The organism is Burkholderia sp. PU8-34 (genome assembly GCF_053427725.1).
Map to the genome: position 1 here is coordinate 207,435 of NZ_JBSAXC010000008.1, position 12,988 is coordinate 220,422.

Here is a 12,988-nt window from a genome sequence, read left to right on the forward strand (position 1 = left end):
GGCGCCTGTTGCGGCGCCGGACATCCGGTACGAAATGTCATCGTGAGGCGGCCCGCGTGTGCAGTGCCGGCCGCGATGCCCATGTAAAACGTGAAAACGGCCCGATCGGCGCATGCCGGTCGGGCCGTCGTGCATCATCAGGCCGGCTTGCCGCGCGCCGGCGCGGGATGCGGCCTTGCCGCGATCAGCTCGCGCGTTTGCGGAACACCAGATCCCACACGCCGTGGCCGAGCCGCAGGCCGCGCCGTTCGAATTTCGTCACCGGGCGGTAGTCGGGGCGCGGCGCGTAGCCGTCGGCCGTGTTCTCGAGCGACGGATCTGCGCCGAGCACTTCGAGCATCTGCTCCGCGTAGTTCTGCCAGTCGGTCGCGCAATGCAGGTACGCGCCGGGCTTCAGGCGCGACGCGAGCAGTGCGACGAGCGGCGGCTGGATCAGGCGGCGCTTGTGATGCCGCGCCTTGTGCCAAGGATCGGGGAAGAAGACGTGCACGCCGTCGAGGCTGTCGGGTGCGAGCATGTGCTCGATCACTTCGACCGCGTCGTGCTGGACGATGCGGATGTTCGTCAGGTCCTGCTCGCCGATCAGCTTGAGCAGCGCGCCGACGCCCGGCTCGTGCACTTCGACGCCGAGGAAGTCGTCGCCCGGACGCAGCGTGGCGATTTCAGCGGTCGACGCACCCATTCCGAAGCCGATTTCGAGAATGCGCGGCGCCTGGCGGCCGAACACCGTGTTCCAGTCGGGCGTTTCCGGCGCGTACGGAACGACGAAGCGCGGGCCGAGGTCGTCGAGCGCGCGGCGCTGGCCGGTCGATACGCGGCCGGCGCGCGTGACGAAGCTGCGGATGCGGCGGCGATGCAGCGGATTGAGTTCGTCGGCATCGGGGGCGGCTTCGTCGGAAAGGGCGTCGTCGTGCGGCGGCAGGCCGGCTTCGTTCGGATCGTCGTGCATCATCGGTGACAGAGATAGGCTCGGTTGCGGGCGAGGGCCCGTGGCGCGCCCGATGCGCCGCGAGCCATGAGGCCGGGCGCGCGGTACAAAAAAGCCGCCTTCGACGAGGCGGCTGACGCGCAGGCTGCGGTGCAGCCGGAAAGTGTGTGGAGCGGGCGATGGGAATCGAACCCACGTCATCAGCTTGGGAAGCTGAGGTAATGGCCATTATACGACGCCCGCAGAACGCGTAATTCTACATGGATTCCGGCCCAGATGGCAACGGGGCAGCATCGATGGCGGGTGTGACCGCGCGCCCGGCTTCCGTCGGCACGAGCGATGCCCGCTTTCAATGCTAATCTTGGCCCCCATCCGGATTCTCGTTCCCGAACGGAAAGCCCCTCATGGAAAGCTGGACGATTGGCGTGCTGGTCGGCATGGTCACCATCCTGGTCCATGCCGCAGCGATGGTTTTTCTGGCAGTCTCGGCGCGCAGGCTCCGTCATGCGTTCGATCTGCGCCGCGAGGACGTGCACCTGCAACTGCGCAAGCTGATCGGTGTGATCACGCTGGTCTGCATCGCCCTTGGATTGCTGCATACGTTCGAAGCCGCCGCGTGGGCCGCGCTGTTCGTGCAGCTCCATGCGATCGGCTCGTTCAGCGATGCGCTGTTCTACTCGGTCGACACGATGTCCACGCGCGGGGCGTCGGGCCTCACGCTGACCGAGCACTGGCGGATGCTCGGCGCGATCGAGTCGTCCGACGGCGTGCTGCTGTTCGGCATGTCGACCGCGTTCATCTTCGCCATCATCCAGGCCGACTTCGGGGCGATTACGCAGGCCTTGCTTAACGACGGTCGCCGCGATTAGCGCCCACGTCAATGTCCGATCAGTCGCAACGCGACGAACAGCGCTGCGCCCGCCGCGATCAACGCGATCGCATGAATGCGCGTACGCATCACGCACACGGCGGAGACAACTGCCAGCGCGCGCGCGATCCACCCTCCGTCGAGGCCTTGCAGCAGCACCCAGACCGACGCGAGGATCATGCCGGCCGCCACCGGCCGCAGTCCGGCTTCGAGCGCGATCTGCCAGCGGGCGCCCTGGTGCCGCCGCCACATGTGTGCGACGCCGTAGATCAGGAACGCGGTCGGGCCGAACAGTGCGAGCGTCGCGATCACCGCGCCCCAGAAGCCCGCCACCTGCCAGCCGATCAGCGTCGCGAGCAGCGAGCCGGGGCCGGGCGCCATCCGCGCGATCGCAAAGTCGTTGACGAACTGCGTGGCCGTCATCCAGTGATGGACGTCGACGACCTGGCGCTGGACATCCGCGATGATCGCCTGTCCGCCGCCGATCGTTGCGATCGACAGCGGCGCGAACACCGCGAACAGCGACACGTAGCGGGAGGTGGCCGTCATCAGCGTTCATTCCGGGGCGACGCGGCGGCCACGCGCCGGTATTCGAGCGCGACGCTTGCGCCGCCGCCGATCAAGACCGTCCACACGAGCGGCCAATGCAGCACGGCGACCGACACGAACGTGAGTGCCATCACGACGAACGGCAGCGTGCGGCGCGGCAGCCGGCGCACGGCGGTAAGCGCCATCGAGATCGACAACCCGATCGCGGCGGCGGCCGCACCGGCGAGTGCGACGTGGGTCAGCGGGAACCGTGTGAGCGTCGAGAACGCGACGCCGAACAGCACGATCAGCACGGCCGGCGGCACGATGATGCCGGCGAACCCGGCAACGGCGCCGCGCCATCCGCACAGGCGGTAGCCGATCCAGATCGCGAGATTCTTCACGTTGACGCCCGGCAGCGCCTGCGACAGCGCGAGACCGTTCAGGAACGCCTCTTCGTCGAGCCAGTGCCGCTCGTGGACGAGATCGCGCATCATCCGTCCGCTCAGGCCGCCGCCGAAGCTGGTCAGGCCGATTTGCGCGAAGGTCAGGAAGAGCTTGGCCACACCGGGGCGCGGGGCAGGGTGCGACGGCGGCGCGGACGAATCGGGCGCGGGGCGGGGCGAGGACATTGCGTTGGCGTTCGAGAAGGCGCTGAGCGAGTCATCTTACCGAGTTCCATGGTTGCGGCGCAGTTCCGGCGAATCCACGGATGAAGGCCGGACCGCGCGGCCGGCGTCGCTGAAGCGAGTGGCCGCCACCATCGCGGCCGCGCTGACGGTGACGATCGAATGCTTGAAGTATGATCGCGACGGCGAACGCCTCGACGTTCGCCGCTGACGACCGAACCACGATGCCGCCCACCGATTCCGCCGCCCTCACCGAACCGCCGCTTCCCGCGCATCTCGTCACTGCCGCCATCGATGCGCTGTCCCGCGCCGATGCATTGCTCGTCACGGCCGGCGCCGGCATGGGCGTCGATTCCGGCCTGCCGGACTTCCGCGGCACGGACGGCTTCTGGCGCGCGTACCCCGCGCTGCGCCACGAGCGTTTCGAATTCCACGAGATCGCGTCGCCGCAGGCCTTCCGCGCGCGTGCGCCGCTCGCGTGGGGCTTCTACGGCCATCGCCTCGCGCTGTACCGATCGACGATCCCGCATGCCGGTTTCGCGATCCTGCGCCGCTGGATCGACGCGATGCCGAACGGCGGCTTCGTGCTGACGAGCAACGTCGACGGACAGTTCCAGAAGGCCGGGTTCGATCCGGCGCGCATCGTCGAGATTCACGGCTCGATCCACGCGTTGCAGTGCCTGCGCCCATGCACGGAACACACGTGGACAGCGGACGCAATCGTGCCGGTCGTCGACGAAGCGACCTGCCGCCTCGTCGGCGACATGCCCGCGTGCCCGCACTGCGGCGGAATCGCGCGGCCCAACATCCTGATGTTCGGCGACGCCGGATGGATCGGCGCGCATTACGACGCGCAGCAGCGCGCGCTCGAGGACTGGCTTGCCGGGGCCGGGCGTGTCGTTGTCGTCGAAGTCGGCGCGGGCACGGCGATTCCGACCGTGCGCCTGTTGAGCGAGCGGATCGGCGCCGACGTGATCCGCATCAACGCGCGCGAAGCGCATGCGCGCCGCGCGGATGTGATCGGGCTGAAGGGCGGGGCGCTCGCGACGCTCACCGCGCTCGATGCGGCGTGGCGGCGCGGCTGAACGTCGCCGCCGCGCCGCGCGTGACCCGTCGTGATCGGTCGTGACAGTCGTGAACAGTCATGAACAGTCGTGAACGGTCTTGATCAGTCGTCGCGCCGCGCGTGACCCGGCGCGATCGACTGTCGCCGCGCCTACGGCTGGCCGACGAGCGCCTGCACGATCGCCGGCGCGTCCGGCGAACCGAGGCCCGTCACGTAGTCGTAGCCGCCCGCCGCGTTGCAGATGGAACCGCAGTTGCCGTTGCTGCCGGTGGTGACGTCGTGATAGTTGCTGCCATAGGCGGTTTTTCCGGCGGCATAGAGCGCGTTGTAGGTGGCGCTCAACCGGCTCTTGCCGGCCGCCGTGCGCAGCGAATTCGCGATCGCGACGAGCGCCGACCACTGCGGCGCGCCGGCACTCGTGCCGCCGACCTGAAACCAGCCCGCTTGCCGCTGGTAGGTGACCGAGTCGTAGACGGCGAACCCGGTCGACGGGTTCGCGTCGTAGCCGACGTCGGGCACGCCCCGCTTGCCGGCCACCGGAATCGGCCACGTAGCCTGGCCGGCGGGTTCGGCCTGCTGGCTGCTCACGCCGCCGCCGCTGCCCGTCCACGCCGTCTCGCCGATGTAGTTGCCGTAAGCGTCGACGGACAGCGTCGTGCCGCCGACCGCGAGCACGTTCGATGATGCCGCCGGATACTCGGTGCCGGTGCCGCTGTCACCGGACGACGCGACGAACGTGACGCCCGGCGCCTTGAAATGGCTGTCGAAGCCGGTCTCGCCGCTGAATTCGTTGCCGCCGAAACTCATCGACACGACCGATGCGCCGCGCTTCACGGCGACATCGACCGCGGTCATCAGGTCGTTGAAGCTGGCCGATGCGGCTTCGACGAGCACGATCCGCGCCTTCGGCGCGATCGCGTGCACCCATTCGACGTCGAGCGCCATTTCGAGCGACCAGCCGGCGTCGCTCCGCGGCTTGCTGCCGCTCGCGTACACCTTCGTGAAGCAGCCGTTCAGCGTCGTGCACGCAGGCAGCGAGAACGTGCTGCTGAACACGCCGAGGTCGGACTCGATCTTCGGATCGTCGTACGCGTCGACGATCGCGACGACCATCCCGTCGCCCTGATTCGACAGCGCGTCGAAACCGTACGCGTGCCGTGCGATCGCGGGTGTGAGGCCCGACACCGCGGCCGTGCTCGCGCGCGGCTTCGTGTGGAACGGCGGCCGGGCGAAGCCCTTCGGCGCGCGGTTGCCTTCGATGTACGACTGTCCGTTGTCCTGCGCGAACGCGACGGTCGATGCGAGCATCGACACGCACAGCGCCGGCATCAACATGGACGACAGGCGGGTTTTGTTCATTTTTGAGTCTCCATGCCGATGAAGTGGGTAGGCCGAATCAAGTCTACGAAATAATCTGATTCGAATGGATGCTATATCGGCAGGATTCGGGAATATCTGATCAGGGAAAATACGGGCGAGCCAGATGAAATGGGCGTTTTCAGGGCATCGATAAAAGCCGTGAAATCGATTTATGGATATTTACGTGGCCGCTCGATAATCGCTTTTATTCGAATGATTTCGTAATGTGCAGCGTAATTCGACGGAAATCCGGATGGCATGCGGCCGCGAATCGATGGCAGCGGGTTCGCGTGCCGACTGCGCTATCCGGCGGGCGCCGGTTCGTGCCGCATGCATTGCCGGCGCGGCCTGAATCCGCATAAAGTGCAGCGTGCGCCGGGCCGCTGCGCATCGCGGGCGGTGCTCGCCGGCAGCAGCCTGCTTTCCCGCGCGCGGCGATGGGCGCCGCGCCGCATCTCAGTGAGGCGTTCACTTGTTCCAATCGATCGTCGCGATCTTCGTCGGCGCCGGGCTCGGCGCGCTGCTGCGCTGGTTCCTGAGTCTCGCGCTCAACGAATACTTTCCCGACGTGCCGCTCGGCACGCTTGCCGCGAACCTGATCGGCGGCTACGTGATCGGCATCGCCGCTGTCGTGTTCGCCGAGAAGGCGGGCCTGCCGCCCGAGTGGCGCCTGTTCGTGATCACCGGTTTCCTCGGCGGGCTGACGACGTTCTCGACCTACTCCGTCGAAGTGATGACGCACGCGCTGCAGGGCGAGTTCGGATGGGCGCTGGCGGTGGCTGCCCTACACTTGATGGGATCGTTCACGTTGACCGCGCTCGGCATGTGGACGGCCCGCGCGTGGCTGGCAGCGGCCTGAGCGCGGTCTGAGCGCAATCTGAGCGCGAACGCCACAGGAGGCGCGCGATGGACAGGATCTTGTTGCGTTTCTACGTGCACGAGCATCACCGGCTGCACTGGAAGCCGCTGTGGGAGTGGCTGCTCGAGGAGGCGAGCCGGATGGGCGTCGCGGGCGGTTCGGCGTTTCGCGCGATGGCCGGCTTCGGCCAGCACCGCGTGCTGCACGAGGCCCGGTTCTTCGAATTGCAGGGATCGCTGACGATCGAGGTGGAGTTCGTCGTCACCGACGAAGAGGCGCAGCGGCTGCTCGAGCGCGTCGGCCACGAGAAGGTGCGCGTGTGCTACACGATGATTCCGGCGCGCTTCGGCGTGATCGACACGCTCGGCGCGCCGGCGGAGCAGGGGCGGGCGGGCTAGCGGCTGTTCACGGCCAGCACGAGCGCGTTATCCATTTATTCGCGTGAACGCGCGCTGGCCGTCGTGCTGGCGCACGACAGGCGCGCCATGGTCAGATCCCGAACAGCGTCAGCGACACGGCGGCGCGCGTCACGATCATCAGCAGCACCTGCACGATCACGAACAGCAGGATCGGCGACAGGTCGAGGCCGCCGAGGTTCGGGATCACGCGGCGCAGCGGGTTGAGGAACGGCGCCGTGAGCTGGTACAGGATCGGCATCGCCGGCGAGCGCGGGTTCAGCCACGACAGCAGTGCCATCAGGATCGTCATCCAGATCACGAGGTTCAGCGCCCATTTCACGACGGTCAGCAGTGCGACGACGACGATCGTCGCGGCCAGCGCGGTCGGATCGACGCCCGCCATCACGATCATCAGGACGACGTACACGAGCGAGGTCACGAGCGCCGCGACCACGCTCGCCCAGTCGATCCCGCGCACGCCCGCGATCACGCGGCGCAGCGGCAGCACGAGCCAGTTGGTCGCCTGCAGCACGGCCTGCGTGACGGGGTTGTACGGCGGGACGCGCACGGCCTGCATCCAGACGCGCAGGAGCAGCGCGGCGCCGAACAGCGTGAAGACGGTATTGAGCAGAAAACGGGCGATATCGCCGAACATCGTTGGCATCCTTTTTTATACAGTCGAGTAGCGTGCGGCCGCCAACGCCGGATGGCGGCGCATCGGCCGACACCTTATCACGCCTCGTCGCGCGAGGGGGAGGCCGCTGCTGCCGCACGGGCGAGCGATGCCTCGACCGCGTCCGCGAGCGCCGGCAGCGACGCGGGCGGCGCCGCGCGCTGCGCCGCGAGCGCGATTGCGCGCCGGGTCATCAGCGCGTAGAGCGCCGCGTGATCGCCGCCGCGCGCCTCGAGCAGCGCGAGCTGGCGTTCGACGATGCCCGTGTCGCCGCGCGACACGGGCCCTGCGAGCGCGTTCGCGAGCCCCTTGTCGCGTGCCGTTTCGATCGTGCCGGCGAGCATCGGCAGCAGCGCGCGCAGCGCGGCTTCCTCGTCGAAGCCGAGCGAGCGCCACAGGTTCACCGCTTCGGCGAGCCCGCACAGCGCGAAGCTCGCCGCGTAGTGCGCGGCGGCGTGGTAGAGCATGCGGCCGCCTGCCGGAATCGACAGCGGGTGGCAGCCGAGTGCGGCCGCGAGGCGCGTGAGCGCCGCGTGCAGTGCGCCGTCGGCTTCAAGCGTCACCGAACAGCCGTCGATGCGGGTCAGGTCTTCGTCGCCGCCGCCGAACAGGTACAGCGGGTGGAATCCGCCCGTCGCCGCGCCCTGCCGTCTGGCGGGGTCGAGCAGGCCGACGTCCGACGCGCCGCTGCAATGCACGAGCGCCTGCCGTGCGGCGCGCGACGCATCGAACCGCAGCGCGGCGGCGGTTGCCGCGAGGTGGTCGTCGGGGACGGTCAGGAAGATCAGGTCGGCCGCGTCGACCACCTGCTGCGGCGTCGCGACGGCGCGGCAGCCGTCGATGCGCGCGGCGAGGGCGGCGGCCGATGCCGGCGTGCGGCTCGCGATCGCGACGACCGGGAAGCCGGCCTGTGCGAAGCGCTGTGCGACGCAGCGCGCGAGGCGGCCGGCGCCGATGAAGCCGAGGCGGGGTGTGTCGGGGACGGACATGACGGTGGGCGATGCGAAATCCGGGAGACCGTCAGTATCGCAGGAATGCCGGCGCGGTCGCGGCAAGGCGGGGCGGCGGCTGTCGAGTCGTTGCCGCGATCGCACATGACCGATGCGCCGGGGCGGGATGCGCGACGCATCGCGTCATGCGATCCGACCCTGAACGGCGCGCCATCGGGCACCGGACCCCGAACTGTCGGGTTCCTGTCTCAAATTTGTAATCGTTGATTACGAACGCCCGCGCCCGCCTTTTGCCGGAATCGGTAAGTCTGACCGCGCCAGCAGACGGCGCACGTCGGGTCGGACGGATTCACGCGATCCGCGGCACCCTGCGGTTGACGCTCGTGCCGTGTGGCGCGTGGCTCGCGGGCGCGCGCGATTGCAATTTGCAACAAATGCCCGATACGTGAGCTCCGGGTTTTCGCTACATTGCTTGCATGCGACGTGCATGCCTGCCGTTGCCGACAGGAGCGCACAAAATACCGCTCCAGCAGGAGAATCGAAGTGAAGAAGCTCGTTCCGTTCATCGCCGCCGCCGCGCTGGGCCTGGGTGCCGCAAGCGCCGCGCAGGCTCACGTGTCGATCGGGGTCGGCATCGGTATCCCGGTTGCGCCTGCGTACCCGGTCTACGCGGCCCCGCCGCCCGTGTATTACGAACCGCCTCCGCCGGTCGTGTATGCGCCGCCGCCGGTCTACTATCCGCCCGCAGTAGTCGTCGGCGGGTATGGCGGTTATGGCGGGTATTACGGCCGTCCGTACTGGCGTCACCATGGCTACTACGGCCACGGCTACTGGCGCCGCTGATTGATTCCCGCGCGGCTTGACCGCGCGTGGCGAACGGCGCAGCGTCCCTGGCGGGATGCTGCGCCGTTTTTTGTCGGGGCGGCTCGTCAGCGGGCGGCGAAGCTGGGACAATGGATTCCTCCCCGTCACCCCGCACCCGAATCCGATGCCTGTCCTGCCCGCTCCGACCTTCGACGATGTGATCGACGCCGCTGCCCGTCTCGACGGCGTCGCGCATCGCACGCCTGTCCTGACTTCCCGTACCGCCGACGCGCGCACCGGCGCGACACTGTTCTTCAAGTGCGAGAACTTCCAGCGGATGGGCGCGTTCAAGTTCCGCGGCGCGTACAACGCGATCGCCCATTTCGATGCCGAGCAGCGCAAGGCCGGCGTCCTCACCTACTCGTCGGGTAACCACGCGCAGGCGATCGCGCTCGCGGCGAAGCTCGCCGGCATCCGCGCGACGATCGTGATGCCGCACGACGCGCCTGCCGCGAAGGTCGAAGCGACGCGCGGCTACGGCGGCGAAGTGATCACCTACGACCGCTATACGGAAAACCGCGAGGAGATCGGTGCGCGGCTCGCGCAGGAGCGCGGGATGACGCTGATTCCGCCGTACGACCACCCGCACGTGATCGCGGGCCAGGGCACGGCGGTGAAGGAACTGATCGAGGAAACCGGGCCGCTCGACCTGCTCGTCGTGTGCCTCGGCGGCGGCGGGCTGCTCGCGGGCAGCGCGCTGTCGGCCGCCGCGCTGTCGCCGGGCTGCCGGATCGTCGGCGTCGAGCCGGAAGCCGGCAACGACGGCCAGCAGTCGCTCGCGCGCGGCGAGGTCGTGCATATCGCGGCGCCGCGCACGATCGCGGACGGCGCCGCATCGACGCACCTGGGTGCGTACAACTTTCCGATCATCCAGCGGCTCGTCGAGCAGATCGTCACGGTCAGCGACGCGCAACTCGTCGAAACGATGCGCTTCTTCGCGCAGCGGATGAAGATGGTCGTCGAACCGACCGGCTGCCTCGCCGCCGCGGCGGTGCTCGACGGCGTACTGCCGGTCGAGGGCAAGCGGGTCGGCGTACTGGTGAGCGGCGGCAACGTCGATCTCGCGCGCTACGCGGAATTCCTGCACAGCTGAGGCGGCAAGGCGGGGCGCGCGTCGTGGCACGCGCGATGGCATGCGTTGCTGCGCGCGCCGGATGAAATCGCGTGCCCGTTCAGGCCGCGTGCACCATCAGGTCGCGATAGCCGCCGACGATCACGCTGTACGAGAAATACGCGAACAGCAGCGCCGACGCGACGTGGCATGCGCGCATCAGCCCGGGGCCCGCGCGCTTGCGGCCCTGGCTCGCGAGCGTGCACATGAAGAGGGTCCACGCGAGGCCACCGAGGAAGAAGCCTGACAGGAACACCGACGCGGTCGCCGGCGTGGTCGCGCCGGCCTTCGCGATCAGCGCGCCGCCGACCGCCGCGAACCACAGGATCGCGCTCGGCGACGACATCGCGAGCAGCATCCCGCGCATGAAGCTGCGCCGCGCGCTCGCGCGGGGCGGCGTCGCATCCCCCGCGCCGTCATCGCCTGACGCCTTGGCCGGCGCCAGCGCTTCGCGTGCCATTTTCCACGTCAGGAACAGCAGCACCGCGCCGCCGCCGATCCACACCACCCAGCGCACCGCCTCGAACTGCAGCAGCACGGCCATCCCGGCGAGCGCGAGCGCCGCATAGACGAGATCGCCGACGCACGAGCCGACGCCGAGCCAGAAGCCCGGCCGGAACCCGTGCGACAGCGTGAGCGACAGCATCGCGACGTTCACGAGGCCAATGTCGAGACAAAGCGACAGCGACAGGAAGAAGCCGTCGGACATCATCGAAGCGGGCGGAAAGCTCATCGTTTTTTCTTGTTGTGGTGTCGGGAATCGGGCGGCGCGGGTCCTTACAGGCCGAGCTCGCGCCAGAGCTGATCGACGCGCGTCTTCACGGCCGCGTCCATCTCGATCGGGCGGCCCCATTCGCGGGACGTCTCGCCGGGCCACTTGTTGGTCGCGTCGAGCCCCATCTTCGAGCCGAGGCCCGCGACGGGCGACGCGAAATCCAGGTAGTCGATCGGCGTGCTGTCGACCATCACGGTGTCGCGCACCGGATCGACGCGCGTCGTGATCGCCCAGATCACTTCCTTCCAGTCGCGGATGTTCACGTCCTCGTCGACTACGACGATGAACTTCGTATACATGAACTGCCGCAGGAAGCTCCACACGCCGAACATCACGCGCTTCGCATGGCCCGCGTAGCTCTTCTTCATCTGGACGATGGCCATCCGGTAGCTGCAGCCCTCCGGCGGCAGGTAGAAGTCGGTGATTTCGGAGAACTGCTTCTGCAACAGCGGCACGAACACTTCGTTCAGCGCGACACCGAGCACCGCGGGTTCGTCGGGCGGTTTGCCGGTGTAGGTCGAGTGGTAGATCGCGTCGCGGCGCATCGTGATGCGCTCGACCGTGAACACCGGGAACCACTCCTGCTCGTTGTAGTAGCCCGTGTGGTCGCCATACGGCCCTTCGAGCGCGTGCTCGTACGCGGCAGACGGCGTGTTCGCCGGGCGTGCCGGCGCGCCGGCGGGGGCCGGCGCCGGTGCGCCTTCCTGCGGGTAGATGAAGCCTTCGAGCACGATCTCCGCGCGCGCCGGCACCTGCAGCGTGTCGACGCCGGGCGTCAGGCACTTTGCGAGCTCGGTGCGGCTGCCGCGCAACAGGCCTGCGAACTGGTATTCGGACAGCGAATCGGGCACCGGCGTCACCGCGCCGAGCGTGGTCGCGGGATCGGCGCCGAGCACGACGGCGACCGGATACGGCTTGCCGGGATTGCGCAGCGCGAATTCACGGAAGTCGAGCGCGCCGCCGCGATGGGCGAGCCAGCGCATGATCAGCTTGTTGCGGCCGATCAACTGCTGGCGATAGATGCCGAGGTTCTGGCGCGGCTTGTTCGGCCCGCGCGTGACCGTCAGGCCCCACGTGACGAGCGGCCCGGCGTCGCCGGGCCAGCAGGTCTGGATCGGCAGCTTGTTGAGGTCTACGTCCAGGCCTTCCCAGACGATTTCCTGGCATGGCGGCGACGACACCGATTTCGGCGCCATGTCCCACACGGCCTTCGCGAGCGACAGCAGCTTGCCGGCGTCCTTCAGGCTCTTCGGCGGATCGGGTTCCTTCAGCGCGGACAACAGGCGCCCGAGGTCGCGCAGCGAGTCGAGCGCGGCATCGTCGCCCGCATCGACACCCATGCCGAGCGCGACGCGCCGCGGCGTGCCGAACAGGTTGCCGAGCACCGGGAACGCGTAGGGCGGTGGGGCATCGAACAGCAGCGCGGGGCCGCCGGCGCGCAGCACGCGGTCGCACAGCTCGGTCATTTCGAGCACGGGCGACACGGGCTGCGTGACGCGCCGCAGTTCGCCGAGCGCCTCGAGGCGCTGGATGAAATCGCGTAAGTCTTTGTATTTCATGAACAAGGTCCGGGCCACCCGCGTGACGGGCAGCGATGGGCGGGCGCAGCCGCCGGCTGCGGCCCCGAATCGACCGACGATTTTACCCGGCCCGCCGCGTGGCTGCCGGACACGAAAAAAGTTGACGGCGCGCAAACCCGCTTCGGCAGGGGCCTCGCGGTTCTGAAGGGCTCACGAATATTACTTTTTGTTATGATTTTTAGTTTTTATAGTGTTGACGATCTATAAAACCCTGTTAGAATCCGCTGACATTGGTTGCAGGGTAAAAGGCTTCGAGCCGCCAATCACCGATCTTTTGACGCAGCGCGTCACCGTCTGCCGGAACCTGCACGGCTTGTCGACGGTTCTTGTCGTAGTCACAGCCAGCGCCTCCTGACGCTGGTTTTTTGCGTGAGTGCCACCGCGTTTGCCCGCCTTCATA

The 12,988-nt window shown here is 68.1% G+C and carries 15 protein-coding genes and 1 tRNA gene; 7 read left to right on the top strand and 9 right to left on the bottom strand.

Translation table 11 applies throughout. From position 1 onward, the window contains the following. Positions 1-184: 184 nt before the first annotated feature. Positions 185-952 (bottom strand): tRNA (guanosine(46)-N7)-methyltransferase TrmB, encoded by a 768-nt coding sequence (gene trmB / locus ACV22Z_RS20515; protein WP_448078121.1) that lies wholly within the window; start codon positions 950-952, stop codon positions 185-187. A gap of 144 nt (positions 953-1,096) precedes the next feature. Continuing rightward, positions 1,097-1,171, bottom strand: a tRNA-Gly gene (locus tag ACV22Z_RS20520). A 161-nt stretch (positions 1,172-1,332) separates the two neighbouring features. On the opposite strand from ACV22Z_RS20520, the gene ACV22Z_RS20525 reads away from it, so the two are divergent. Further along, positions 1,333-1,797, top strand: a complete 465-nt coding sequence (locus tag ACV22Z_RS20525; protein WP_448078122.1) for a two pore domain potassium channel family protein — start codon at positions 1,333-1,335, stop codon at positions 1,795-1,797. An 8-nt stretch (positions 1,798-1,805) separates the two neighbouring features. On the opposite strand, the gene ACV22Z_RS20530 is transcribed toward ACV22Z_RS20525, so the two are convergent. Then, positions 1,806-2,345, bottom strand: coding sequence for a chromate transporter (locus tag ACV22Z_RS20530; protein ID WP_448078123.1), 540 nt, complete (start codon positions 2,343-2,345; stop codon positions 1,806-1,808). Then, positions 2,345-2,956 (bottom strand): chromate transporter, encoded by a 612-nt coding sequence (locus ACV22Z_RS20535; protein ID WP_448078124.1) that lies wholly within the window; start codon positions 2,954-2,956, stop codon positions 2,345-2,347. Before ACV22Z_RS20535 ends, ACV22Z_RS20530 begins: the two co-directional genes overlap by 1 nt. Positions 2,957-2,960: 4 nt before the next feature. On the opposite strand from ACV22Z_RS20535, the gene ACV22Z_RS20540 reads away from it, so the two are divergent. Next, complete coding sequence (locus ACV22Z_RS20540; RefSeq protein WP_448078125.1) at positions 2,961-3,164, top strand: hypothetical protein; 204 nt, start codon at positions 2,961-2,963, stop codon at positions 3,162-3,164. 13 nt (positions 3,165-3,177) lie between these two features. Then, complete coding sequence (locus tag ACV22Z_RS20545) at positions 3,178-4,038, top strand: SIR2 family NAD-dependent protein deacylase (protein WP_448078126.1); 861 nt, start codon at positions 3,178-3,180, stop codon at positions 4,036-4,038. Between the two features lie 131 nt (positions 4,039-4,169). Here the strand turns inward: ACV22Z_RS20545 and ACV22Z_RS20550 are convergent, their stop codons facing one another. Further along, complete coding sequence (locus ACV22Z_RS20550) at positions 4,170-5,378, bottom strand: S53 family peptidase (protein WP_448078127.1); 1,209 nt, start codon at positions 5,376-5,378, stop codon at positions 4,170-4,172. A gap of 472 nt (positions 5,379-5,850) precedes the next feature. Here ACV22Z_RS20550 and crcB point away from each other — a divergent pair, with 472 nt between their 5' ends. Continuing rightward, complete coding sequence (gene crcB, locus ACV22Z_RS20555) at positions 5,851-6,237, top strand: fluoride efflux transporter CrcB (protein WP_448078128.1); 387 nt, start codon at positions 5,851-5,853, stop codon at positions 6,235-6,237. A gap of 47 nt (positions 6,238-6,284) precedes the next feature. Continuing rightward, positions 6,285-6,635, top strand: coding sequence for a DUF190 domain-containing protein (locus ACV22Z_RS20560; protein WP_448078129.1), 351 nt, complete (start codon positions 6,285-6,287; stop codon positions 6,633-6,635). A 91-nt stretch (positions 6,636-6,726) separates the two neighbouring features. On the opposite strand, the gene ACV22Z_RS20565 is transcribed toward ACV22Z_RS20560, so the two are convergent. Both ACV22Z_RS20565 and ACV22Z_RS20570 read right to left on the bottom strand, forming a co-directional pair. Then, positions 6,727-7,290, bottom strand: coding sequence for a YggT family protein (locus ACV22Z_RS20565; RefSeq protein WP_448078130.1), 564 nt, complete (start codon positions 7,288-7,290; stop codon positions 6,727-6,729). A gap of 77 nt (positions 7,291-7,367) precedes the next feature. Beyond that, positions 7,368-8,297, bottom strand: a complete 930-nt coding sequence (locus tag ACV22Z_RS20570; protein ID WP_448078131.1) for a Rossmann-like and DUF2520 domain-containing protein — start codon at positions 8,295-8,297, stop codon at positions 7,368-7,370. 504 nt (positions 8,298-8,801) lie between these two features. Here ACV22Z_RS20570 and ACV22Z_RS20575 point away from each other — a divergent pair. Further along, positions 8,802-9,101: a hypothetical protein gene (locus ACV22Z_RS20575; protein WP_448078132.1), complete on the top strand. Its 300-nt coding sequence runs from the start codon at positions 8,802-8,804 to the stop codon at positions 9,099-9,101. A 145-nt stretch (positions 9,102-9,246) separates the two neighbouring features. Continuing rightward, positions 9,247-10,215, top strand: coding sequence for a threo-3-hydroxy-L-aspartate ammonia-lyase (locus ACV22Z_RS20580; protein ID WP_448078133.1), 969 nt, complete (start codon positions 9,247-9,249; stop codon positions 10,213-10,215). 79 nt (positions 10,216-10,294) lie between these two features. Here ACV22Z_RS20580 and ACV22Z_RS20585 read toward each other — a convergent pair whose 3' ends face one another. Together ACV22Z_RS20585 and ACV22Z_RS20590 are read right to left on the bottom strand one after the other, a co-directional pair. Continuing rightward, positions 10,295-10,966, bottom strand: a complete 672-nt coding sequence (locus ACV22Z_RS20585; protein WP_448078134.1) for a LysE family translocator — start codon at positions 10,964-10,966, stop codon at positions 10,295-10,297. A 44-nt stretch (positions 10,967-11,010) separates the two neighbouring features. Beyond that, positions 11,011-12,567, bottom strand: a complete 1,557-nt coding sequence (locus ACV22Z_RS20590; RefSeq protein WP_448078135.1) for a UbiD family decarboxylase — start codon at positions 12,565-12,567, stop codon at positions 11,011-11,013. Positions 12,568-12,988: the final 421 nt, after the last annotated feature.